The organism is Streptomyces sp. NBC_00210, assembly GCF_045160975.1.
GTDB lineage: Bacteria > Actinomycetota > Actinomycetes > Streptomycetales > Streptomycetaceae > Streptomyces.
Genome location: NZ_CP108120.1, coordinates 2,632,778 through 2,654,430 on the forward strand (window position 1 = coordinate 2,632,778; position 21,653 = coordinate 2,654,430).

General features: G+C 70.7%; 22 protein-coding genes and 1 pseudogene. 8 read left to right on the forward strand and 15 right to left on the reverse strand.

Annotated features, from left to right (window positions below; genetic code table 11):
- Nucleotides 1-12: 12 nt before the first annotated feature.
- The 7 genes from OG729_RS11755 to OG729_RS11785 all read right to left on the reverse strand — a co-directional run bounded on the left by OG729_RS11755 (nucleotide 13) and on the right by OG729_RS11785 (nucleotide 8,547).
- Entirely contained in the window at nucleotides 13-255 is a 243-nt protein-coding gene (locus OG729_RS11755) for a hypothetical protein (protein WP_360881176.1), read from the reverse strand.
- Entirely contained in the window at nucleotides 252-1,745 is a 1,494-nt protein-coding gene (gatA, locus tag OG729_RS11760; RefSeq protein WP_405805893.1) for an Asp-tRNA(Asn)/Glu-tRNA(Gln) amidotransferase subunit GatA, read from the reverse strand. Before gatA ends, OG729_RS11755 begins: the two co-directional genes overlap by 4 nt.
- Before the next feature lie 5 nt (nucleotides 1,746-1,750).
- The gene (gatC, locus tag OG729_RS11765) at nucleotides 1,751-2,047 is read right to left on the reverse strand and encodes an Asp-tRNA(Asn)/Glu-tRNA(Gln) amidotransferase subunit GatC (RefSeq protein ID WP_360881180.1); all 297 of its coding nucleotides are present in this window, start codon (nucleotides 2,045-2,047) and stop codon (nucleotides 1,751-1,753) included.
- Nucleotides 2,048-2,235: 188 nt separating this feature from the next.
- Entirely contained in the window at nucleotides 2,236-4,350 is a 2,115-nt protein-coding gene (locus OG729_RS11770) for a putative bifunctional diguanylate cyclase/phosphodiesterase (protein WP_405805895.1), read from the reverse strand.
- Between the two features lie 316 nt (nucleotides 4,351-4,666).
- Nucleotides 4,667-6,850, reverse strand: coding sequence for an NAD-dependent DNA ligase LigA (gene ligA / locus OG729_RS11775; RefSeq protein WP_360881184.1), 2,184 nt, complete (start codon nucleotides 6,848-6,850; stop codon nucleotides 4,667-4,669).
- A gap of 15 nt (nucleotides 6,851-6,865) precedes the next feature.
- The gene (locus OG729_RS11780; RefSeq protein ID WP_405805897.1) at nucleotides 6,866-7,861 is read right to left on the reverse strand and encodes a methionine synthase; all 996 of its coding nucleotides are present in this window, start codon (nucleotides 7,859-7,861) and stop codon (nucleotides 6,866-6,868) included.
- Nucleotides 7,858-8,547 (reverse strand): SDR family oxidoreductase, encoded by a 690-nt coding sequence (locus tag OG729_RS11785; RefSeq protein ID WP_405805898.1) that lies wholly within the window; start codon nucleotides 8,545-8,547, stop codon nucleotides 7,858-7,860. Before OG729_RS11785 ends, OG729_RS11780 begins: the two co-directional genes overlap by 4 nt.
- Before the next feature lie 190 nt (nucleotides 8,548-8,737).
- Between OG729_RS11785 and OG729_RS11790 the strand changes: the two genes are divergently transcribed.
- Both OG729_RS11790 and OG729_RS11795 read left to right on the forward strand, forming a co-directional pair.
- Nucleotides 8,738-9,076 carry a DUF427 domain-containing protein gene (locus OG729_RS11790; RefSeq protein ID WP_405805900.1) on the forward strand — a complete coding sequence of 113 codons (339 nt, stop codon included), beginning with the start codon at nucleotides 8,738-8,740 and terminating at the stop codon, nucleotides 9,074-9,076.
- 112 nt (nucleotides 9,077-9,188) lie between these two features.
- Nucleotides 9,189-9,986, forward strand: coding sequence for an alpha/beta fold hydrolase (locus tag OG729_RS11795; RefSeq protein ID WP_405805902.1), 798 nt, complete (start codon nucleotides 9,189-9,191; stop codon nucleotides 9,984-9,986).
- A gap of 49 nt (nucleotides 9,987-10,035) precedes the next feature.
- On the opposite strand, the gene mnmA is transcribed toward OG729_RS11795, so the two are convergent.
- On the reverse strand, nucleotides 10,036-11,163 hold the full coding sequence (gene mnmA / locus OG729_RS11800; RefSeq protein ID WP_360881194.1) for a tRNA 2-thiouridine(34) synthase MnmA: 1,128 nt from the start codon (nucleotides 11,161-11,163) through the stop codon (nucleotides 10,036-10,038).
- A 61-nt stretch (nucleotides 11,164-11,224) separates the two neighbouring features.
- On the opposite strand from mnmA, the gene OG729_RS11805 reads away from it, so the two are divergent.
- On the forward strand, nucleotides 11,225-11,908 hold the full coding sequence (locus tag OG729_RS11805) for an N-acetylmuramoyl-L-alanine amidase (protein WP_405805904.1): 684 nt from the start codon (nucleotides 11,225-11,227) through the stop codon (nucleotides 11,906-11,908).
- 38 nt (nucleotides 11,909-11,946) lie between these two features.
- Here the strand turns inward: OG729_RS11805 and OG729_RS11810 are convergent, their stop codons facing one another.
- The 3 genes from OG729_RS11810 to OG729_RS11820 all read right to left on the reverse strand — a co-directional run bounded on the left by OG729_RS11810 (nucleotide 11,947) and on the right by OG729_RS11820 (nucleotide 13,850).
- Nucleotides 11,947-13,110: a cysteine desulfurase family protein gene (locus OG729_RS11810; protein ID WP_405811112.1), complete on the reverse strand. Its 1,164-nt coding sequence runs from the start codon at nucleotides 13,108-13,110 to the stop codon at nucleotides 11,947-11,949.
- A 173-nt stretch (nucleotides 13,111-13,283) separates the two neighbouring features.
- A complete protein-coding gene (locus OG729_RS11815) occupies nucleotides 13,284-13,676 on the reverse strand; it encodes a hypothetical protein (protein WP_405805906.1) in 393 nt (130 codons plus the stop codon).
- A 21-nt stretch (nucleotides 13,677-13,697) separates the two neighbouring features.
- Nucleotides 13,698-13,850 carry a hypothetical protein gene (locus tag OG729_RS11820; RefSeq protein WP_360881202.1) on the reverse strand — a complete coding sequence of 51 codons (153 nt, stop codon included), beginning with the start codon at nucleotides 13,848-13,850 and terminating at the stop codon, nucleotides 13,698-13,700.
- Between the two features lie 103 nt (nucleotides 13,851-13,953).
- Between OG729_RS11820 and OG729_RS11825 the strand changes: the two genes are divergently transcribed.
- On the forward strand, nucleotides 13,954-14,568 hold the full coding sequence (locus OG729_RS11825; RefSeq protein WP_360881204.1) for a TetR family transcriptional regulator: 615 nt from the start codon (nucleotides 13,954-13,956) through the stop codon (nucleotides 14,566-14,568).
- Nucleotides 14,569-14,722: 154 nt separating this feature from the next.
- Here the strand turns inward: OG729_RS11825 and OG729_RS11830 are convergent.
- A pseudogene (locus OG729_RS11830) lies at nucleotides 14,723-15,667 on the reverse strand (helix-turn-helix transcriptional regulator); the annotation flags it as partial.
- Between the two features lie 100 nt (nucleotides 15,668-15,767).
- On the opposite strand from OG729_RS11830, the gene OG729_RS11835 reads away from it, so the two are divergent.
- Entirely contained in the window at nucleotides 15,768-16,358 is a 591-nt protein-coding gene (locus OG729_RS11835) for a TIGR03086 family metal-binding protein (protein WP_405805907.1), read from the forward strand.
- Nucleotides 16,359-16,516: 158 nt separating this feature from the next.
- Here the strand turns inward: OG729_RS11835 and OG729_RS11840 are convergent, their stop codons facing one another.
- Nucleotides 16,517-17,272, reverse strand: coding sequence for a helix-turn-helix domain-containing protein (locus tag OG729_RS11840; protein ID WP_405805908.1), 756 nt, complete (start codon nucleotides 17,270-17,272; stop codon nucleotides 16,517-16,519).
- Between the two features lie 224 nt (nucleotides 17,273-17,496).
- Between OG729_RS11840 and OG729_RS11845 the strand changes: the two genes are divergently transcribed.
- The 3 genes from OG729_RS11845 to OG729_RS11855 are packed head-to-tail and all read left to right on the forward strand — an operon-like array spanning nucleotide 17,497 to nucleotide 19,922.
- Complete coding sequence (locus OG729_RS11845) at nucleotides 17,497-18,168, forward strand: DUF4097 family beta strand repeat-containing protein (RefSeq protein WP_405805909.1); 672 nt, start codon at nucleotides 17,497-17,499, stop codon at nucleotides 18,166-18,168.
- A 12-nt stretch (nucleotides 18,169-18,180) separates the two neighbouring features.
- Nucleotides 18,181-19,128: an ATP-binding cassette domain-containing protein gene (locus tag OG729_RS11850; protein WP_405805910.1), complete on the forward strand. Its 948-nt coding sequence runs from the start codon at nucleotides 18,181-18,183 to the stop codon at nucleotides 19,126-19,128.
- Complete coding sequence (locus OG729_RS11855) at nucleotides 19,125-19,922, forward strand: ABC transporter permease (RefSeq protein ID WP_405805911.1); 798 nt, start codon at nucleotides 19,125-19,127, stop codon at nucleotides 19,920-19,922. The genes OG729_RS11850 and OG729_RS11855 overlap by 4 nt, the downstream gene beginning before the upstream one ends.
- 500 nt (nucleotides 19,923-20,422) lie before the next feature.
- Here OG729_RS11855 and OG729_RS11860 read toward each other — a convergent pair whose 3' ends face one another.
- Nucleotides 20,423-21,292, reverse strand: coding sequence for an SRPBCC family protein (locus OG729_RS11860; protein WP_405805913.1), 870 nt, complete (start codon nucleotides 21,290-21,292; stop codon nucleotides 20,423-20,425).
- A complete protein-coding gene (locus tag OG729_RS11865) occupies nucleotides 21,289-21,606 on the reverse strand; it encodes a metalloregulator ArsR/SmtB family transcription factor (RefSeq protein ID WP_360881218.1) in 318 nt (105 codons plus the stop codon). The genes OG729_RS11860 and OG729_RS11865 overlap by 4 nt, the downstream gene beginning before the upstream one ends.
- Between the last annotated feature and the right edge of the window lie 47 nt (nucleotides 21,607-21,653).

Genomic DNA, 21,653 nt, shown 5'->3' on the forward strand with positions numbered 1-21,653 from the left:
AAACTTTCCCTCTCAACCCAGCAGGACGTCGTCGTCGCCCAGGCGCTTCAGCTCGCGTACGAGCAGTGCGACGCCGGTGGCGATGGCGGCGGCAGAGATGACGGCGTCGATCAGCCGGAGCGTGTCGCCCTCGTTGCGGGCCTTCTTGGCCTGCTTGGCGACGCTGATCGCACCGAAGGCGGTGGTGCCGATCGACAGATACGTCCCGGTCTTGGACTTCTTGAAGCCCTTGGCCTTGGTCAGTGCCTTACTCACAGCGACGGAGCCTCCTCGAGCAGCGGGTGGCCCCACTTTTCCACGAAGGCCGCCTCGACGGCCGCGCCGACCTTGTACAGCCGGTCGTCCTTCATGGCGGGGGCGATGATCTGCAGTCCGACCGGCAGGCCGTCCTCCGGCGCGAGGCCGCAGGGCAGCGACATCGCGGAATTGCCGGCCAGGTTGGTCGGGATGGTGCACAGGTCCGCGAGGTACATCGCCATCGGGTCATCGGCGCGCTCGCCGATCGGGAAGGCGGTGGTCGGCGTGGTCGGCGAGACGATCACGTCGACCTGCTCGAAGGCCTTCTCGAAGTCCCTGGTGATGAGTGTGCGCACCTTCTGCGCGGAGCCGTAGTACGCGTCGTAGTAGCCGGAGCTGAGCGCGTACGTGCCGAGCATGATGCGGCGCTTGACCTCGTCGCCGAAGCCCGCCTCACGGGTCAGCGCGGTGACCTCCTCGGCGGACTTCGTGCCGTCGTCGCCGACCCGCAGGCCGTAGCGCATGGCGTCGAAGCGGGCCAGGTTGGAGGAGCACTCGGACGGCGCGATCAGGTAGTACGCGGAGAGCGCCAGGTCGAAGGACGGACAGTCCAGCTCGACGATCTCGGCGCCCAGCTCGCGCAGCAACGCGACGGACTCGTCGAAGCGCTGCACGACACCGGCCTGGTAGCCCTCGCCGCGGAACTGCTTGACGACACCGACGCGCATGCCGGCGACCGAACCGTTCTTCGCGGCCTCGACGACCGGCGGGACCGGGGCCTCGATGGATGTCGAGTCGAGCGGGTCGTGACCGGCGATGACCTCGTGCAGCAGGGCCGCGTCCAGGACCGTACGGGCGCAGGGGCCGCCCTGGTCCAGGGAGGACGAGAAGGCGACCATGCCGTAGCGGGACACCCCGCCGTAGGTGGGCTTGACGCCGACCGTGCCGGTGACGGCGGCGGGCTGGCGGATCGAGCCGCCGGTGTCCGTGCCGATGGCGAGCGGGGCCTGGTACGAAGCGAGGGCGGCGCTGGATCCGCCACCGGAGCCGCCGGGGATCCGGGTCAGGTCCCAGGGGTTGCCGGTCGGCCCGTACGCGCTGTTCTCGGTCGACGACCCCATGGCGAACTCGTCCATGTTGGTCTTGCCGAGGATGACGACGTCGGCTTCCTTCAGCTTGCGCGTCAGGGTCGCGTCGTACGGCGGGATCCAGCCCTCGAGGATCTTGGAGCCGACCGTGGTCGGGATGCCCTCGGTGGTGAAGATGTCCTTGAGCGCGAGCGGAACGCCGGCCAGCGGGCCGAGCTTCTCGCCCGCCTCGCGCTTGGCGTCGACGGCGCGGGCCTGCGCGAGCGCGCCCTCGCGGTCGATGTGCAGGAAGGCGTGCACCTTCTCGTCGACGGCCTCGATCCGGGCCAGATGGGCCTCGGTGACCTCGACGGCGGTGAGCTCGCCGGCGGCGATCTTCGCCGCGATCTCGGCCGCGGTGAGCTTGATGATGTCCGTCATGGTGATTAGTCCTCCCCCAGGATCTGCGGCACCTTGAAACGCTGCTGCTCCTGGGCCGGGGCGCAGGAGAGCGCCTGCTCGGGGGTGAGCGACGGACGGACCTCGTCCGCGCGCATGACATTGGTCAGCGGCAGCGGGTGCGAGGTCGGGGGTACGTCTTGGTCGGCGACCTCGGATACGCGGGCGACCGCGCCGATGATGTCGTCGAGCTGTCCGGCGAAGTGGTCGAGCTCGTCGCCGGACAGCTCCAGACGCGCCAGCCGGGCGAGGTGGGCGACCTCCTCGCGCGTAATGCCAGGCATGCAGCGATCCTCAGGGGTGAGTGTGTGTGTTTGGCCCCAATCCTATGGGGCCGGGGCCCCTGCCCACGAAACGGTTATGAGACCGGACCCTGCCCCGGCTTCGAACCTGGCCCTGCACCCGCGTCAAAGCTGGCCCTGCACCGGCCTCGGACCGGGCCCTTTCCCGGCATCCGCGGTGCACAAAAGCGTCAGGGAACGACCTGGCCGGACGGCTCGTCCGCATCCGACGCGGCGGGCAGCTCCGCCGGGCGGTGCCAGCCGCGCTCGCCCCTGGCCCGCAGCCACGCCGTGGTCTCCTGCGGCGGCATCGCGGCCGCGACCAGCCAGCCCTGCACTGCGTCGCAGCCCAGATCGCGCAGCCGCTCCCAGGTCTCGTCGTCCTCGACGCCCTCGGCGACCACCATCAGGCCGAGCGAGTGCGCCAGGTCGACGGTGCAACGGACGATCTCCGCGTCCTCGGTGTCGACGGCCAGCCGGGCCACGAAGGAGCGGTCGATCTTGAGCTCGCTGACGGGGAGACGGCGCAGATGCACCAGGGAGGAATACCCGGTGCCGAAGTCGTCCAGCGACATCTTCACGCCGTGGTCGGTCAGCCCCGCGAGGGTGTCGGCGGCCCGCTGCGGGTCCTCGAGCAGCACGTGTTCCGTTATCTCCAGCTGCAGGGAGCCCGCCGGGACGCCGTGCCGGGCGAGGCGGGCGGCGACGGATCCGGCAAAGCCGGGGGTGTGGACGTCGCGCGGCGAGACATTGACGGCGACCGGGACGTTCAGGCCCTGCGCGCGCCACTTCGCCACCTGGGCGAGAGCCGTGTCGAGCACGTACTCCGTCAGATGCGGCATCAGACCGGAGGACTCGGCGATGGCGATGAACTCGTCCGGGGGCACCCGGCCGCGTTCCGGGTGGACCCAGCGGACCAGTGCCTCGAGTCCCGCGACATGACCGTCGAAGCGCACCTTGGGCTGGTAGTGGAGCTCCACGTCGCCGGCGTCCAGAGCCCGGCGCAGATCGCCGAGCAGGCCGAGCCGGTCGGGGGTGTTGCTGTCCCGCTTGGACTCGTACACCTCCACGCCCGTACGGTCCCGCTTCGCCTGGTACATCGCCACGTCCGCGCGCCGCAGCAGCCCCTCCGCGTCCAGCGCGTGCTCGGGGAAGACGGCGACGCCGGCGCTCGCCTCCAGGACGAGGGTGAGCCCGTCGAGGTCGAGCGGCGAGGAGAGCTCGGCCACCAGATGCCGGGCGACGCGCTGGGCGCTGGTGGTGGAGTCTGCGGTCGGGAGCAGTACGGCGAACTCGTCGCCGCCGAGCCTGGCCGCCTCCGCGCCGCGCGGCAGCGCGAGTCGCAGCCGGTCGGCTATCTGCAACAGCAGCCGGTCGCCCGCGAGATGGCCGAGCGTGTCATTGACGGAACGGAAGCGGTCGAGGTCGATCAGTACGAGAGCCGAACGCGCACCGCTGCCCTCCGCGTCCTCCAGAGCCGCCCAGGTCCGCTCAAGGAGCCACTGCCGGTTCGGCAGCCCGGTCAGCGGGTCGCGCAGCTGCTCCTCGGCTCTGGCCCGGGCGATCCACAGCGTGGAGTCCAGCGCGATCAGCGGCACCGCGAACAGCGGCAGCATCAGCGGCAGGGCGACCGCGACAACGCAGATCAGCGGGGCGATGCCGAGCAGAGCGACCGCGACGAGACCCTGCCTGAGCAGGGCTGTACGGGCGACGGTGGGCAGGCCGCCGCCCTGCGGAGCCAGCACATACCACAGCAGCAGCCGGGTCACCGCGAGATAGGCGGTGGCCGCCAGGACGACTCCCGGTGCGGCCGCGATACTCCATTCGAGTGGCGACCAGGGCTGTTCGACGCTCGGCTCCACCGAGAAGACGGCCAGAACGAGGGCGGCGGCGCCGATGCCGATGATGTCCACGGAGCCGTGCAACACGCCCTGGCGCCAGCGGTGTCGGCGGGCCGCGCCGACCAGGGCCACGACGGCCAGGCTGACCAGTCCGGCAGGCACCCAGCCGAAGAGCAGCAGGACGGCGAGGGTCAGGGCGGCGCCGGAGCCGGTGCCGCCCCACCAGCGGTCCCGGCCGAGCGCGACCAGATGCCCGACGATGATCCCGGTGAGGACGGCGAGCGACCAGCCCACCGTGGCGCCGGGAAACAGCGACTGGCCTTCCCTGAGTGTGCTGACGACGCCAAGGGTGAGCAGGACGGCGGCACATACGACGGCGGCGACGGGCAGACCCGGCGTCAGGCCGGCAAGGGCCGCGAATCCACGCGGCCGTGAGACCGTGGCGGTGCTCTCGGTCGGTTTCATTCCCGTCCCTCTCACAGCCGGCGGTGCCGATGCCTCGCGATGGCTCCCGTTGTCATGCCACCACGACTGAAATCCCACCACGCAGCCGTGCACGACAGGCGCACATCTCAACAGTAGGCCGCAGGGGGCTCGGACGGGCAGCGCTCTACAGCTCTTGCCCGAATGCGACCCGGCCACCCTTATCCATCTGGTATGCGCTGAACGGGTGACCTGTACCGGTCGTTCAAGGGCCGAAACCCGCGTCCGATTCCCGTCCCGTGCGCCCCCTCCGGCTCCCTGTACGAGCCCCTCCCAAGCCCCGCGCACGCCCCCTCCGTTACGCCTCTGCAGGCACAGCGGCCTCACGTGCCGCATCCGGGCCCTGTTCGAGGAGTACGACGAAACCGTCCTCGTCCAGAACCGGCACCTTCAGCTGCATCGCCTTGTCGTACTTGGAACCGGGGTTGTCCCCGACCACGACAAAGGCCGTTTTCTTCGAAACGGAACCGGCCACTTTTGCTCCGAGGCTCTGGAGGGCTTCTTTTGCGCCATCCCTGGTGTAGTTCTCCAGGGTGCCGGTGACGACGACGGTGAGTCCTTCCAGTGGCCGCGGCCCCTCGTCCTCGCCCGCGCCCTCTTCCTCCATACGGACGCCCGCAGCCCGCCACTTGCGCAGGATCTCGCGGTGCCAGTCCTCCGCGAACCACTGCTTGACCGAGGCCGCGATGATGTCGCCCACTCCGTCGACCGCCGCCAGCTCCTCCTCGGTGGCCTGCTCGATCCGATCGATCGACCGGAACTCGCGGGCCAGCGCCTCGGCCGCGACCGGGCCGACATGACGGATGGACAGGCCCGTGATGATCCGGGCCAGCGGTCGCTCCTTGGCCGCCGCGATGTTCTCCAGCATCGCCAGGGCGTTCTTCCTCGGCTCGCCCTCCTTGTTGGCGAAGACCCTGGCGACCTTCTCCTCACCGGTCTTCGGGTCACGCTTGGGCAGTCCGCTGTCCTGGTCCAGGACATACGCCTCGATGGGCAGCAGCTGCTCGATGGTGAGGTCGAACAGATCGCCCTCGTCGGTCAGCGGCGGTGTCGGCGGCTCCAGCGGCTTGGTGAGCGCGGCCGCCGCCACATAGCCGAAGTTCTCGATGTCCAGCGACTTGCGGCCGGCCAGATAGAAGAGACGTTCACGCAACTGGGCCGGGCAGGAGCGGGCGTTGGGGCAGCGCAGATCGACGTCACCCTCCTTCATCGGCCGCAGCGCCGTCCCGCACTCGGGGCACTCGGACGGCATCACGAACTCCCGCTCGCTGCCGTCCCGCAGATCCACGACCGGACCGAGGATTTCCGGAATGACGTCGCCGGCCTTGCGCAGCACCACCGTGTCGCCGATCAGCACGCCCTTGGCCTTGACCACGTCCTGGTTGTGCAGGGTGGCGAACTCGACCTCGGAGCCGGCGACCGTGACCGGCTCGACCTGCGCATAGGGCGTGACGCGCCCGGTGCGGCCGACACCCACGCGGATGTTGACCAGCTTGGTGTTGACCTCCTCCGGGGCGTACTTCCATGCGATCGCCCAGCGCGGCGCGCGCGAGGTGGAGCCGAGCCGCCCCTGCAGCGGAATCTCGTCGAGCTTGACGACCACACCGTCGATCTCGTGCTCCACCGAGTGGCGGTGCTCGCCGAAGTAGGCGATGAATTCCCGTACAGCCTCCAGCGAGTCCACGACCTTGTTGTGCCGGGCGGTGGGCAGGCCCCACTCGCGCAGCAGGTCGTAGGCCCCCGACAGGCGCTCGATGCCGAAGCCCGCGCGCGCGCCGATGCCGTGCACCACCATGCGCAGCGGGCGGGTCGCCGTGACCCTCGGGTCCTTCTGGCGCAGTGAACCCGCCGCGGCGTTGCGCGGGTTGGCGAAGGGCTTGTCACCGGCCTCGACCAGGCGGGCGTTGAGCTCCTCGAACTTCTCCATCGGGAAGTAGACCTCGCCGCGGATCTCCACGAGATCCGGGATGCGCTCGCCCTGCAGCCTGTCCGGGATGTCCGCGATCGTACGGACATTGGGAGTGATGTCCTCGCCGACGCGGCCGTCGCCCCGGGTCGCCGCGCGGGTCAGCCGGCCCTTCTCGTACGTCAGGTTCACGGCGAGGCCGTCGACCTTGAGCTCGCACAGGAAGTGGTACTCCTGCGAGCCGAGGTCACGCGCGATGCGCTCGGCCCAGGCGGTGAGCTCCGCCTCCTCGAAGGCGTTGTCGAGGGAGAGCATCCGCTCGCGGTGCTCGACCGCGCCGAACTCCGTCTCGTACTGCCCGGCGACCTTCTGGGTCGGCGAGTCGGGCGTACGCAGCTCCGGATAGGTGTCCTCCAGCGCCTCCAGCTCGCGCAGCAGCTTGTCGAACTCGGCGTCGCTGATGACCGGTTGGGCGTTCACGTAGTACCGGAAGCGGTGCTCTTCGACCTGCTCGGCCAGCTGGGCATGCTTCTCCCGTGCCTCGGCGGGCACAGACCCTTGCTGTTCGACAGCCACCGTCTCGTCCTCCCGTTACTCAGGGTTGTCTGCGAGCGATCTCGCGGCCCGGACGCAGTGGGCGAGCGCCGCGCGTGCGTACGCGGGCGAGGCACCCGCGAGGCCGCACGACGGGGTGATCACGACGGACTCGGTGAGAGTCCCCGGATTCAGCCCCAACCTGCGCCACAGCGTCCTGACACCCATGACGCTACCGGCAGGGTCTGACAATGGAGCGTCGGCGGACGGCACGACGCCCGCGAACAGCTTGGTACCGCCCTCGACCGCCTCACCGATCTGTTCATCGTCACGTTCGGTGAGCAATCCGAAATCGAACGAGACGCCCGCGGCCCCGGCCCGGCGCAGCAGCGCGAAGGGCACGTCCGGCGCGCAGGAGTGGACGACGACCGGATCCTCGCTCACGCCGATCACATCCCGCAGGGTGCCTTCGACGATCTGGCGGTCCACCGCCCGGTGCGTGCGATACCCGCTGGCGGTCCTGATCTGGCCGCGCAGTACGGCGGTGAGCGACGGCTCGTCGAGCTGAAGCACTACGCGGGCGCCGGGCACCCGGCGGCGTACGTCCGCCAGATGTGACCGCAGCCCCTCCGCGAGCGAGCCCGCGAGATCCCGCACAGCGCCGGGGTCGCCCAGCGCGGCCTCGCCGCCCCGCAGCTCCAGCGCGGCGGCGAGCGTCCAGGGGCCCACCGCCTGTACCTTCAGCGCGCCCTCGTACCCCTGGGTGAACTCCTCCAGCCCGTCGAGGTCCTCGCCGAGCCAGGAGTGGGCGCGCCGGGTGTCGCGCCCCGGCCGGTCGCTGATCCGCCAGCCGCTGGGCTCGACATGCGCGTACATCTCGACGAGCAGCCCGATGCTGCGCCCGATCATGTCGGCGCCGGGCCCACGGGCAGGGAGCTCGGGCAGGTGGGGGAAGTCCTCGACGGAACCGGCGACGGTCTTGGCGGCCTCGCGGGCGTCACCGCCGGGCATGGACCCGACGCCGGTGGCGGGGCCCCAGGGGAATGCGTTCATCGTCCCGGCCGCACCGTCAGGTCGTTGATCTCGGCATCCCGGGGCAGGTCCAGCGCCGTCAGGATCGTCATGGCCACCGACTCCGGGCTGATCCAGTGGGACGCGTCGTACTCCTTGCCCTCCTGGGAGTGCACCTTGGCCTGCATCGGGCTGGCGGTGCGGCCCGGGTAGACCGAGGTCACGCGCACGCCGCCCGGGTGCTCCTCCTCGCGCAGCGAGTCGGCGAGCGCCTTGAGGCCGTGCTTGGAGGCGGCGTAAGCGCCCCATTCCGCATGGGCCTTGAGTCCCGCGCCCGAGTTGACGAACAGCACATGGCCCTGGGAGGCCCGTAGTTGGGGCAGGAAAAGCCGGGTCAGTTCAGCGGGCGAAATCAGGTTGGCGTTGAGCTGCTGGTGCCAGGTCCTGGGCCGCAGCTCGGCGATCGGGCCCAGGTCGACGATGCCCGCGATGTGCAGAAGGGAGTCGAGGTGGTCCGGCATCGGCTGCATGCCGAGCGACCGGGAGATGCGGTCCGGATCCGAGAGGTCGGCGACGAGGGTACGGGCGCCCTCGTACTGGGCGGCGAGTTCCTTGGCGCGGCCGGCGTCGCGCGCCAGCAGGATCAGCTCGTCGCCGCGCTCGTGCAGGCGGCGCGTGACGGCGGCGCCGATGCCGGAGCCTGCCCCGGTGATCAGATGTGTAGCCATACGGGACATGCTCGCACTACTGCACTCCTGCGGACTCCTCCAGGTGGGCGAGCGCCGAGACACCGTCCTGAGCGAAGAACACCAGGTCAGTCAGTGGCGGCGGCAGAAAGCGTCCCAGCTGCACCGTACGGCGCAGGTACGGCAGTGCGGGCCGGGAACAACACAGGCGCCCGCCGACGCTGTGACTGCCATGACACAGACACGCGGTGGACATCGCATCACGGTGGAGCCGGGCACGACCCATGTGCGCGTCGTGCGCGACGGTCAGGTGCTGGCGGAGAGCAGGCGGCCCCTCCTGCTGCGCGAAACGGGCCTGCCGGTCCGGTACTACCTCCCGCCCGAGGACGTACGCACCGAACTGCTCACCCCTTCCGGGCACCACACCCACTGTCCCTTCAAGGGCGATGCCTCCTACTGGTCCCTGCCGGACGCACTCGATCTGGTCTGGGCCTACCTCGAGCCGATCGACGATGTCGCCGAGATCAAGGGGCACTTCTGCTTCTACGACACCGAGGTCGTCGAGGACTGACCGAGGGGCGAGGACTGACCGAGGTTCGAAGACTGACCGAGGTTCGAAGACTGACGGGAAGAATCTCGTGCCCGGGCGATGAGTTCCGCGCAGAGCGACGGTCAGCACTCTTATGGACAACACGAACAGGGCACTGAACAAGGCGAAGTCGGGTGACGGCACCCTCATCGCGTATGACCAGCGGGGCGACGGGCCGCCGGTGGTTCTGGTCGGCGGTGCGCTGTGCACCGCCGCGAGCGATGCGCCGCTGGCCGGGCTCCTCGCCCCGGCCTTCAGCGTGTTCACCTACGACCGGCGCGGCCGTGGCGCGAGCGGTGACACCGCTCCGTACGCCGTGGAGCGCGAGATCGAGGATCTCGCCGCCGTCATCGCCGCGGCCGGCGGCAGTGCCTCGGTGCACGGCATGTCGTCGGGCGCGGCGCTGGTCCTGAAGGCGGCCGCGGCCGGGCTGGCGATCACCCAGCTCTCGGCGTACGAGCCGCCGTTCACGACCGACCCGGCGGCCTATGAAGGACGCGCCGCCCAGTCCGCGCGGCTGCGTGAGCTGGTGGAGCAGGGGCGGCCCGGCGACGCGCTCGCGCTTTTCCTGGCGGGGACCGGGATGCCGCCGGAGGCGGTCGAAGGGATGCGTCAGGCGCCGATGTGGGCCGGGCTGGAAGCGGTGGCGCACACCCTCCCCTACGACCACGAGGTGCTGGGCGACGGCCGGGTGCCGGTCGAGCAGCTGCGTACGGTCGCCCAGCGCGTGATGGTCGTGGACGGCGGCGCGAGCCCGGACTGGCTGCGGGACGCGGCCGGCGCGGTGTCGGAGTGCCTGCCGCACGGCCGGCATCACACGCTCACCGGCCAGACGCACGAGGTGGCGCCGCACGTGCTGGCGCCGCTGCTGACCGAGTTCTTCACGGCATAACGGGCGCCGGCGGGGTGCGGCTAGGCGGCAGGCACAGCCGTGGGTGCGGCTAGGCGGCAGGCACAGCCGCACGCTCGGTGGTCGCGATCGTCGCCGAGCCGACCACCCGCGTGCCGTCGTACAGCACGATCGCCTGGCCGGGCGCCACACCCCGGACCGGCTCGTCGAAGGAGACCTGGAGCTCGTCACCGACCAGCTCGGCGGTCACCGGTGTCTCGCCGCCGTGGGCGCGCAGCTGTGCCGTGTACGTACCCGGGCCGGCCGGAGCCGTCCCGCACCAGCGGGGCTTGATCGCCGTCAGGGCCGTGACGTCCAGCGCCTCGACCGGGCCGACCGTCACTCTGTTGTTCACCGGCGAGATGTCCAGGACGTAGCGCGGCTTGCCATCGGGGGCGGGGTGGCCGATGCGCAGCCCCTTGCGCTGGCCGATGGTGAAGCCGAAGGCCCCGTCGTGTGTGCCCAGCTTCGCGCCCGACTCGTCGACGATGTCGCCCTCCGCCGTGCCCAGGCGGCTCGCGAGGAAGCCCTGGGTGTCGCCGTCCGCGATGAAGCAGATGTCGTGGCTGTCGGGCTTCTTCGCGACCGCGAGGCCCCTGCGCTCGGCCTCCGCCCGGATCTCGCCCTTGGTGGTGAGGGTGTCGCCCAGCGGGAACATGGCGTGCGCCAGCTGCCGCTCGTCGAGCACTCCGAGGACGTACGACTGGTCCTTGGCCATGTCGGACGCCCGGTGCAGCTCGCGCGAGCCGTCCTCGTCGACGATCACCGTCGCGTAGTGGCCCGTGCACACCGCGTCGAAGCCGAGCGCCAGGGCCTTGTCCAGCAGGGCCGCGAACTTGATCTTCTCGTTGCAGCGCAGACAGGGATTGGGCGTGCGGCCCGCCTCGTACTCCGCGATGAAGTCCTCGACCACGTCCTCGCGGAAGCGCTCGGCGAGATCCCACACATAGAACGGGATGCCGATGACGTCCGCGGCGCGGCGGGCATCGCGCGAGTCCTCGATGGTGCAGCAGCCGCGCGCGCCCGTACGGAACGACTGCGGGTTCGCGGAGAGCGCCAGGTGCACACCGGTGACATCGTGTCCGGCCTCCGCGGCCCGGGCTGCGGCGACGGCGGAGTCCACGCCGCCCGACATGGCGGCGAGTACTCGGAGGGGGCGCTGGGGAGTCTGAGGAGTCATAGCTCTACCAGGGTAAGGGGCCCGGGGAACCGAAAGCTCGCGAGTATGCGTTGTGGATCGCATGGGGAGCGAATCGAAGCGCGGGGGCGGGCGGAGGCCAAGCAGGCGTGCCGTGCTGATCGGCGGCGGGGCCGTGGTGCTCGGGACCGGTGCGCTGCTGCAGGACGAGCTGAGACGTGCCTGGTGGCGGCTGCCGGGGATGGCGAAGCCGCGTAAGGAGGGTGAGCTCGACTACCCCGGCGCCGAGTGGACGGCGGCCTCCCGGGCAAACTGGCGGCTCGCCGACCGGCCCGACGACTATGTCATCGACCGCGTGGTCATCCATGTCGTCCAGGGCAGCTTTCTGACGGCGCTGAAGGTCTTCAAGGACCCGGGGCACGGGGCCGCGGCGCACTACGTCGTTCGCAAGGACGGGCATGTGGCGCAGATGATCCGCGAGCTGGATGTGGCCTTCCACTCGGGAAACCGCTCGTACAACGAACGCAGCATCGGCATAGAGCACGAGGGCTTCGTGGACCGGCCTGCGGACTTCACGGACGCGATGTACAGCTCATCGGCGCAGCTCACGGCAAGAATCTGTGCGCGGTACGACATCCCGGTGGATCGGGAGCACATCATCGGGCATGTGGAGGTACCGGGGACGGACCACACGGATCCCGGTCCGCACTGGGACTGGAACCGGTATCTGGCGCTGGTGCGGAAGGCGCTGCCGAGAGCGCGCGAGGTCGCGGGGCACAGCGGCTGATCCTGTCGTACGGAAACGGGCCGGGCCCGCCGTACGGACTAGCTGAGTCCCGCCGTGCGGGCCCGCTCCACCGCCGGGCCGATGGCCTCGGCGACCGCGTCCACATCCGCCTTCGTGGAAGTGTGCCCGAGGCTGAAGCGCAGCGTGCCGCGCGCCAGGTCGGGGTCGGTGCCGGTGGCCAGGAGGACATGGCTGGGCTGGGCGACTCCGGCGGTGCACGCGGAGCCGGTGGAGCACTCGATGCCCTGCGCGTCCAGGAGCAGCAGCAGCGAGTCGCCCTCGCAGCCGGGGAAGGTGAAGTGGGCGTTGGCGGGGAGGCGGTCGTCCGGGTCACCGCCGAGGATCGCGTCCGGGACCGCCGTACGCACCGCCTGGACAAGTTCGTCGCGCAGTGCGCCGATCTCGCGGGCGAACTCCTCGCGGCGCTCCGCGGCGATGCGGCCGGCCACGGCGAAAGAGGCGATCGCGGGGGCGTCCAGGGTGCCGGAGCGGACGTGGCGCTCCTGGCCGCCGCCGTGCAGGACGGGAACCGGGGTGTACTCGCGTCCGAGCAGCAGCGCGCCGATGCCGTACGGACCGCCGATCTTGTGCCCGGACACGGTCATCGCGGCCAGTCCCGACGCGGCGAAGTCGATGTCGAGCTGGCCGAACGCCTGAACCGCGTCGGCATGCAGCGGGACGTCGAACTCCCTTGCCGCGGCGGACAGTTCGGCCACCGGCATGACGGTGCCGATCTCATTGTTGGCCCACATCACGGTGGCGAGAGCGACATCGTCGGGGTTGCGCCCGATGGCTTCGCGCAGGGTTTCGGGGTGCACCCGTCCGTACGCGTCGACCGGCAGATACTCGATCGTCGCGCCCTCGTGCTCACCCAACCAGTGGACGGCATCGAGGACGGCGTGATGCTCGACGGGGCTGGCCAGGACCCGGGTCCTGGCCGGGTCGGCGTCGCGCCGCTGCCAGTACAGGCCCTTCACGGCCAGGTTGTCGGCCTCGGTGCCGCCGGAGGTGAAGACCACCTCGCTGGGCCGCGCGCCGAGCGCGTCCGCCAGGGTCTCGCGGGCCTCCTCGACCGCGCGGCGGGCCCGGCGCCCGGCCGCGTGCAGCGCGGAGGCGTTGCCGGTGACGGTGAGCTGCGCGGTCATCGCCTCGACGGCCTCCGGCAGCATCGGAGTGGTCGCAGCGTGGTCGAGGTATGCCATGGTGGCCACGATTCTACGAGGCCCGGCGGGGGCGCGGACTCGGCGCAGGGAGGCACGGGCGTGCGGGCGCCGTTTTCCCCGGGCTTTCCCCGGCTTTCTCTGCCTTTCCCCGGCTTTCTCTGCCTTTCCCCGGCTTTCCCCTGATCTTTCTGAGGCGTTCCCCGACTGCGGTGTCAGTCGCCGAGGCCCCAGACGACGGTTCCGTTCGCGCTGATCAGCACGGCGAGGACGGCCAGATCGGCGAGGCCGAGGGTGAGGCCGAGCAGGGCACGGCCGCGACGTGCGGTGCCGCGCCAGAGGGCGAGTCCCGCCAGCACGATGGCGATCGGGCCGAGCAGGATGTTCATCACAAGCAGGCCGACGAGGCCGAGCACGAAGGCGGCGACGGCCATGCCGTCGGCGTCCCGGCGCAACGCGCGCCGGGCCTCGGGCTCGGCGTTGGAACTGCCCGCGTCACGGTCGGGCTCGCGGACGGGGTCACGGTCGACGCCCCGGACGGCGGCGTCCCCGAGGGTGCTCTCCGTGCGTGTGGTGCGCGCGGCGCGGGCGATAGCGGTGAGTTGCATGGTGGTTCTGCTCCTTCCGGGTCAGTGGTGGCGTGCGCGACGCTCGCGCACGGCGAAGACGAGCAGCCATGCGCCGATGACGGAGCACGCCACGATGGTTACGGAGACGGGAAGTTGGGCCACGGCGCCCAGCAGAATTCCCAGCAGGAGAAGCGCTGCGACGAGGGCGATCATCGTCTTCCTTTCGAATTCTTGGTGAACACTTGAGAGTACGACTGTTCACTGACTGCTGAGTCTACACTTCCTTTTTTGAGAGAACGGTTGTTTACTGAATGTTATGAGTCACACCCTCGGGATTCGTCAGGCCCAGAAACAGAAGACCCGTCAGGCTCTCCTGGACGCCGCGCTGCAGCTGCTCGAGGAGCAGAGTCTGAGCAGCCTCGGACTGCGTGAGGTGACCCGGGCAGTGGGTGTGGCCCCGACGGCGTTCTACCGGCACTTCCGGGACACGGCCGACCTCGGCGTCGCACTCGTCGAGGAGGCGCTGGGCAGTCTGCACGCCACGATCGGCGAGGCGCTCGCCGAGAACGGCGACGACGTACGCATCGACCGGACCGTCGGGCTCATCGCCGAGCTGGTGCGGACATCCCCCGCTCACGTCCGCTTCATCGCACGCGAGCGGTCCGGCGGTGTGCAGCCCGTACGGGAGGCCATCGGCGCCCAACTGCGGCGGTTCGCCGAGGAGGTGGCGGCGGCGTTCGCCCGGGAGCCGGAGGCAGCGGGATGGAGCGAGGCGGACCTGATGATGCTGGCGGGGCTGTATGTGGACCACATGGTGGTGACCGCGTACACGTTCCTGGAGGCGGGTCCGGAGGGCGAGGAGCAGGTCGGATCGCTGGCGCGGCGTCAACTGCGGCTGATCAGCCTGGGCCGCCGCCACTGGCTGGACTGACGGCACGGACGCCTTCGCCTCCGCCGGCCGGACCGCGCACGCGGTCGCCTTCGCCCCCGTCGGCCGCCGGACCGCGCACGCGGTCGCCTTCGCCCCCGTCGGCCGGACGGGGCACGCGGACGCCGGCATCGGCCGGACCGGGCGCGCGGTTGCCGTACAACTCGACGACCGCGGCGGCGGCTTGGGCCAGCTCCTCGCGGGCCTCGGGCGGCGAAAGCACCTCCACGCTCTCGCCGAACGCCAGCAGCGCGCGAGCCGCCATCGTCGACGCAAGGGCGAGCTCCACGTGCGCCCACTCCCCCGCCGGCACCGGCTCCGCGGCGAGTTGACTCGCCTGGATGCGCAGGAACAGGTCGAGCCGGTCCGCCCGCACCCGCACCGTCACACGTACGTCCGCGGGCCGGTCCTCGACCTGACGGCGCAGCACCTCCCAGACGTCCGCCAGCTCCTGCCCGGCACGCCGGCGCACCGGGGCGTCGGTCAGGGTCGCTGCGAGCACCCGGTCCGCCCGGAACAGCCGGGGCGCGGCCCGGTGATCGGCGACCAGGTACCAGACGCCCGCCTTGACGACGAGTCCGTACGGATCGAGCGTGTACGTCCGCGGCTCGGTCGTGCCGCTGTGGCGGTAGCGCAGCCGCAGCCGCCGGTCGGTGAAGACCGCGGAGTTCAGCACGTCCAGATCCACGGCAGGCTGCGTCCCGCGCATCCAGCGGGCCGGATCCACCAGGATCCGACGGCTCGTCAACTCGGCGGCGGGCCGGTGCGGTTCGGGCAGCGCCGCCATGACCTTGCGCAAGGCCGAGCCGAGCGCCTCGTCGAGGCCGAGCGCGGAGTGCGCGCCCTGGGCCGCGAGCACGAACAGGGCGCGGGACTCGTCGGCGGTCAGTCCCGTGACGTCGGTACGGAATCCGGGCAGCAGCGCGATGCCGCCGTGCCGCCCGCGTTCGGCGTAGACGGGCACGCCGGAGGCGGAGAGCGACTCGATGTCGCGATAGATGGTGCGTACGGAGACTTCGAGCCGCTCGGCGAGCTCGGCGGCGGGGACGAGACCGCGGGTCTGGAGCAGCAGCAGGATCGAGAGCAGCCGGTCTGATTTCACAGGTGAGAGGGTCTCCGGAAAACTTGACGGTGGGTGTCAGGTTATCCGTGCAGAGTGCGTGCCGTCAGCGAGACCGGGACATGAGGAGAAGACGGACGCCATGAACGCCAAGAACACCATGCAGGACCCCCGCCCCCTGTACGAGCGCGCGGCCGACCAGTTCGCGGGCCTGCTCAAGACGGTGACGCCGGAGCGGCTGGGCGATCCGACGCCGTGTACGGAGTACGACGTACGGGCGCTGGTGTCCCATGTCGTCGGCGGTACGCACCGGATCGCGCACATCGGCGAGGGCGGCGACTGGCTGTCGGTGCCGGCGCGGATGGACGGCATCGCGGACGACGGCTGGAGCGCGGCGTACGAGGAGGCGAGGGCCCGCTTCACGGCAGGGTGGTCGCAGGACGCGAAGCTTGGCGGGCTGGTGGCGGTGCCGTGGGCGACGGCGCTGCCGGGGGCGGCGGCGGTCGGGGGCTATGTGATGGAGACGGTGACGCATACGTGGGATCTGTCGCAGGCGCTGGGGCATCCGCTGGCCCTGGACGCGGAGTTGGCGGAGGTGATCCTGCCGATCGCCCGGGAGGTCCTGCCGGCGGACAGCCGGGGGGAGGATGTGCCGTTCGGGACGGTGCGGGAGGCGGGGCCGGACGCGGATGCGTACGCGCGCTTGGCGGCGTGGCTGGGCCGCGAGGTCTGACCCGGCCCCGGAGTCCTTGGCCCAGACACCAGCCGCATACTTTGCCGACCTGACCGACCCCCGCATGAACGAGGCCGCCTGGCGGGCGCGCGGTGAGGTCGGCTCAGGTTGACGGGTCCGGCGCGGGCACCACTGGCTGTGACCATCGAGATGGCTGTCTATCCGGGTTCTGAACTTGACTCGGCAGTGCCGCCCGAGGTCGCTTCGGCTTTCGTGTAGAGGACCTCGCGGGCCTGCTCCGCGGCGCGGATGATGCTCTCGCCGACGAAGTCGAGGAAGCGGGCGACGTTCTCGAGGCGGGCGGCGGCCGGGGTGTCGCGGCCGAGGATGCCGACGCCCTGCCGCGCGGCCTCGGCGAGCTGGGCGTTGGATCGGGCGCTGTCGATCATCGACTGGTACCAGATGTCGTCGTCGACGACGTAGCGCTCGCGGCGGCGTTCGCCTGGTTCCCGGCGGATGAGGGTCATGCTCTCGAGCGCGGTGATGGCTTTGGAGATGGACGCCGGGCTGACCTGGAGGCGCTGGACGAGCTCGGAGGCGGTGAGGCTGCCGGCGTCGGTGATGTAGAGGCAGGTCAGCACCCGGGCCATCATCTTGGGCAGGCCCGATTGCATGAGGATGGTGGTGAACATCTCCTCGTACTCGCGCACGGCCTCGTCGTCGCGTCCGTGGGCCTGCGCCGGGGCCCCCTGCCCGCGGTGCGCGGTCTGCCTGCGCCGGTGGGCGCGGCGTTCGGTGGCGCGGTGGGCCAGGTCGGCACGGTAGGCGGTGGGGCCGCCGTTGCGCATCACCTCACGCGTGATCGTCGAGGTGGGGCGCTCGAGACCTCGGGCGATCTCCGCGTAGGCGAGGCCGTCGGCCAACCCCAGTGCGATCTGCCGGCGTTCCTGCTGGGTGAGCCTGCCTCCCGGCATCACGATCTCCCTTCACGCTTCCTTGATGCCCCCAACATAGCGTTCACTTCCAGATCATTGCAACGCATCAAGGAGCTGTTGTTGCGTTAAGCCGCAGCACCATTGCAACGATGCACTGACATCTACCTGCACAGATGATGATTCTGCGCAACAAGTATGTTGAGTGATCCTTGAATGCAACGTAGCGTTTCCGGTGTCAGAAACAACGAACACTGGAGAGCACGATGCAGACGTTCGACACCCCCGCCCCGATCACCGCCGTCCTGGACATTCCCGCGGGGCGCATCCAGTTCATCGCCGCCGACCGCGCTGACACGACGGTGGATGTCCTGCCCGCAAACGCCTCGAAGGGCCGCGATGTGAAGGCGGCGGAGCAGTCCACGGTCGCATACGGCGACGGCGTCCTGCGGATCGAGGCCCCGGCGGCGAAGAGCCAGTACTTCGGCCCCTCCGGGTCCATCGAGGTGACCATCCAGCTGCCCGCCGGCTCGAGAATCGAAGCGAAGGCGTCCTGCGCCGAATTCCGGGCCGTCGGACGCCTCGGCGACGTCGCCTGCGAGGGCGCACACGGCGCGATCAAGATCGACGAGGCCGCGAGCGTCCGCCTCACCGCCTACGCCGGTGACGTCGCGGTCGGCCGCCTTACCGGCCCCGCGGAGATCAGCACCCAACAGGGCGACATCCACATCACCGAGGCCGCGTCCGGCACGGTCGTGCTGCGCACCCAGGCCGGCGACGTGTCGGTCGGCGCCGCGGCCGGAGTTTCCGCCTCCCTGGACGCCGGCACCGGCTACGGCCGGATTCACAACGCGCTGAAGAACACCGAAGGCGCCGCCGCCGGCCTGAACATCCACGCGACCACCGACCACGGCGACATCACCGCCCGCAGCTTCTAAGGAGCGCCCCTCATGACCAACTGGGCGATCGCGGCGAACGGGCTGCGCAAGTCCTACGGCGACAAGGTCGTGCTCGACGGCGTCGACCTGGCCGTCTGTGAAGGAACGATCTTCTCCCTGCTCGGCCCGAACGGCGCCGGCAAGACCACCGCCGTCAAGATTCTCTCCACCCTCATCACCGCCGACGCCGGCGAGCTGCGGGTCGGCGGGCACGACCTTGCCGCCGAGCCGCAGGCGGTGCGGGCCGCGATCGGTGTCACCGGGCAGTTCTCCGCCGTCGACGGCCTGATCACCGGCGAAGAGAACATGCTCCTCATGAGCGACCTGCACCACCTCTCGCGCGGTGAAGGCCGCCGGGTGGCAGCCGAGTTGCTGGAGCGCTTCGATCTGACCGAGGCCGCGAAGAAGCCGGCCTCGACCTACTCCGGCGGCATGAAGCGCCGCCTCGACATCGCCATGACGCTGGTCGGAGGCCCGCGGATCATCTTCCTCGACGAGCCGACCACCGGCCTCGACCCGCGCGCCCGCCACAACATGTGGGGGATCATCCGCGGTCTGGTCTCCGACGGCGTCACCGTCTTCCTCACCACCCAGTATCTGGAGGAGGCCGACGAGCTCGCCGACCGTATCGCCGTGCTCAACGACGGGAAGATCGTCGCCGAGGGCGCCGCCGAGGAGCTGAAGCGGCTCATCCCCGGCGGGCACGTCCGGCTCCGCTTCACCGACCCGGCCGCATACCAGTCCGCCACCGTCGCCCTGCGCGAGGTCACCCGCAACGACGAGGCACTGGCGCTGCAGATCCCCAGCGACGGCAGCCAGCGCGAACTGCGCTCCATCCTCGACTGGCTGGACGCGGCCGGCATCGAGGCGGACGAGCTGAGCGTGCACACCCCCGACCTCGACGACGTCTTCTTCGCCCTGACCGGCGGCACCAACCAGCCCAAGGAGGCTGTCCGATGAGCGCCTTCTCCCTCGCCGTACGCGACTCGAACACCATGCTGCGCCGCAACCTGCTGCACGCCCGGCGCTACCCGTCCCTCACCCTGAACCTGCTGCTCACGCCGATCATGCTGCTGCTGCTCTTCGTCTACATCTTCGGCGACACGATGAGCGCGGGCATCGGCGGCGGCGGCGCGGACCGCTCCGAGTACATCGCCTATATCGTCCCGGGCCTGCTGCTGATGACCATCGGCAGCACCGTCGTCGGGGCCGCGGTGTCCGTCTCCACCGACATGACCGAGGGCATCATCGCCCGCTTCCGTACGATGGCGATCCACCGCGGCTCCGTGATCATCGGGCACGTCGTCGGCAGCGTGCTGCAGTGCCTTGCCAGCGTGGTCCTCGTCGGTGCCGTCGCCGTGGCCATCGGCTTCCGGTCCACCAACGCAACCGCTCTGGAGTGGCTGGCGGCGTTCGGGCTGCTCGCGCTGTTCGCCCTGGCGCTCACCTGGATCGCGGTCGGGATGGGAATGGCCAGCCCGAACGCCGAGGCGGCCGGCAACAGTGCCATGCCGCTGATCCTCCTCCCGCTCATCTCGACCGCCTTCGTCCCGGCCGACGCAATGCCGGGCTGGTTCCAGCCGATCGCCGAATACCAGCCCTTCACACCCGCCATCGAAACCCTGCGCGGCCTGCTGCTCGGCACCGAGATCGGCCACAACGGATGGCTCGCCATCGTCTGGTGCCTGGCCCTGACCGTGCTCGGCTACCTCTGGTCGAAGTCGCTGTTCAATCGCGACCCGGCGGCGCACTGATCGCGCGCAGCGCCGCTGCCCGCAACTCGTCGCGCCCCAGGGCGGCGTACACCGACACCCCGTCGGTTCCGCCATCCGCCGGGCCCGCTCCGCAGACATCGCAGCTGGAACTCCCGTAGCTCGCCGAGCCGTTGGGCCGGCGCGAGCGACCGCAGCGCGGAAGGGTCACCGCCGGCAAGGCCCGCCACGGCGAGCCCGAGCAGGGCAGTGACGTACGACGAGAACGGGCCGGGCCGGCAGTGCCCGTGGGAGTGCAGGGCACCCCCTCCCTCGGGCTGGCGGCAGCTTCGCGCCGCGGGGCGTGCGAGGTTCCCAGCCCCCGCGGCGGCGGGCGCTTCGCGCCTCGGGGAGGCACGGGGCCCGCGCCCCGCGAGGCTCGCGCTCGCCCTCCGCGGCCGCTTCGCGCGGGGAGGCACGAGGTGTCCCACCCCACGCGAGACCCGGGCCCTGGTCCGGGCTCGGTCGGCGGCCTCCCGCACGCCGGGCCCGAGGTCGCGCCCCTACCCCTTCCGCAGCGTCGCCGCCAGTTCGTCGATGCGCGTCTGCCACGCAGACAGCGTGGCCTCCGCGTCCGACGGTCGCGGGAGCGTCTGGGTCAGGTTCAGGCGTGGGCCGTGGCCGGTGCCCTTCGTGAGTTGCCAGCGGACCTCGCCGCCGGCGGGGGCCGCGTACGCCAGCAGGTCCGGGGCATGGAGCTCGGTCACCGGGCCCGGTGGGGTCGCCGGGGTGGTGAAGCCCTCCGGGGCCGGCTCGCCCTCCAACGGCTCACTGCCCGCGGTCAGTTCGGACCAGACCGTCTCCACAGGACGTACCAGCTGGCGTTCGAAGCGGATACGGCTACCGGCGGCCGTGTGCTCCACGACGCCGCGGCCCAGGTCGAACCGCTCGACGTACGCCTCGTGCAGTTCGCCCCCCGTGTCGCGGCGGACGTCGGCCCGCTCGCCGTCCAGGTGTTGCGCCAACGCGGCCATGCACAGGTGCCAGCCGGATGCGAAGCTCGCCGCGCCGTAGCGGTCGCCGAAGGTGTGGACGAGGGTCAGCAGCGAGCCCTCGCCGTCCGGGGTGATCTCCCAGCGCAGATGGTCCTCGCCCCAGTTGAAGGCGAAGACCCGTGGCTCGTCCGCGTCGGTCACGGTGCCCGTCATCGCCGGTTCGCTGTCGCCGGGGAACAGGAAGCCCATCGCCCCGCCGGGCCTGAGCTCCACGGTCACCTCGGAGGGGAACCACTGGGCGAGATGCGCGGGTTGGGTGATCGCGTCCCAGACCCGCTGCGGCGGATGCGCGAGCCGGCGCTCCATCCGCAGCGCGGTCCGGCCGTCCGCCGTGGTGATGGTGTCGGGGTGCTCGGAGTGCTCGGGGTGCGGGGTCATGAGGAGTCGTCCTCCATCGCGTCGAGATGCCGTTCGAGAGCGTCGAGGCGACCGGCCCACAGATGGCGGTAGTGCGCCAGCCAGGCGTCGAGCTCCGCGAGCGGCTCGGGCGCCAGCTCGTACCAGCGCCGCTGCGCGTCCCGGCGGACCCGCACCAGACCGGCCTCCCGCAGCACCCGCAGATGCTTCGAGGTGCCGGGCTGGCTCAGGCCGAGCCGGTCGGTGAGCTCACCGACCAGATGCGGTCGCTCCAGCAGCAGATCGAGGATCCTGCGTCGGCTCGGCTCCGCCAGCACGTCGAACGGTATGGACATAGCCCGAACATACCTCAGTGGTTATATAGCCACAAGGGTATGCATCC

Bases quoted from the DNA above. Each gene is read 5' to 3' on its own strand.
- OG729_RS11840 (WP_405805908.1), bottom strand. From the start codon at position 17,272: ATGCCGGGAGGCAGGCTCACCCAGCAGGAACGCCGGCAGATCGCACTG.
- gatC (WP_360881180.1), bottom strand. From the start codon at position 2,047: ATGCCTGGCATTACGCGCGAGGAGGTCGCCCACCTCGCCCGGCTGGCG.
- OG729_RS11820 (WP_360881202.1), bottom strand. From the start codon at position 13,850: ATGATCGCCCTCGTCGCAGCGCTTCTCCTGCTGGGAATTCTGCTGGGC.
- OG729_RS11785 (WP_405805898.1), bottom strand. From the start codon at position 8,547: ATGGCTACACATCTGATCACCGGGGCAGGCTCCGGCATCGGCGCCGCC.
- OG729_RS11825 (WP_360881204.1), top strand. From the start codon at position 13,954: ATGAGTCACACCCTCGGGATTCGTCAGGCCCAGAAACAGAAGACCCGT.
- mnmA (WP_360881194.1), bottom strand. From the start codon at position 11,163: ATGACTCCTCAGACTCCCCAGCGCCCCCTCCGAGTACTCGCCGCCATG.
- OG729_RS11805 (WP_405805904.1), top strand. From the start codon at position 11,225: ATGGGGAGCGAATCGAAGCGCGGGGGCGGGCGGAGGCCAAGCAGGCGT.
- OG729_RS11850 (WP_405805910.1), top strand. From the start codon at position 18,181: ATGACCAACTGGGCGATCGCGGCGAACGGGCTGCGCAAGTCCTACGGC.
- gatA (WP_405805893.1), bottom strand. From the start codon at position 1,745: ATGACGGACATCATCAAGCTCACCGCGGCCGAGATCGCGGCGAAGATC.
- OG729_RS11815 (WP_405805906.1), bottom strand. From the start codon at position 13,676: ATGCAACTCACCGCTATCGCCCGCGCCGCGCGCACCACACGCACGGAG.
- OG729_RS11810 (WP_405811112.1), bottom strand. From the start codon at position 13,110: ATGGCATACCTCGACCACGCTGCGACCACTCCGATGCTGCCGGAGGCC.
- OG729_RS11860 (WP_405805913.1), bottom strand. From the start codon at position 21,292: ATGACCCCGCACCCCGAGCACTCCGAGCACCCCGACACCATCACCACG.
- OG729_RS11835 (WP_405805907.1), top strand. From the start codon at position 15,768: ATGAACGCCAAGAACACCATGCAGGACCCCCGCCCCCTGTACGAGCGC.
- OG729_RS11845 (WP_405805909.1), top strand. From the start codon at position 17,497: ATGCAGACGTTCGACACCCCCGCCCCGATCACCGCCGTCCTGGACATT.
- OG729_RS11790 (WP_405805900.1), top strand. From the start codon at position 8,738: ATGACACAGACACGCGGTGGACATCGCATCACGGTGGAGCCGGGCACG.
- OG729_RS11770 (WP_405805895.1), bottom strand. From the start codon at position 4,350: ATGAAACCGACCGAGAGCACCGCCACGGTCTCACGGCCGCGTGGATTC.
- OG729_RS11865 (WP_360881218.1), bottom strand. From the start codon at position 21,606: ATGTCCATACCGTTCGACGTGCTGGCGGAGCCGAGCCGACGCAGGATC.
- OG729_RS11780 (WP_405805897.1), bottom strand. From the start codon at position 7,861: ATGAACGCATTCCCCTGGGGCCCCGCCACCGGCGTCGGGTCCATGCCC.
- OG729_RS11855 (WP_405805911.1), top strand. From the start codon at position 19,125: ATGAGCGCCTTCTCCCTCGCCGTACGCGACTCGAACACCATGCTGCGC.
- OG729_RS11795 (WP_405805902.1), top strand. From the start codon at position 9,189: ATGGACAACACGAACAGGGCACTGAACAAGGCGAAGTCGGGTGACGGC.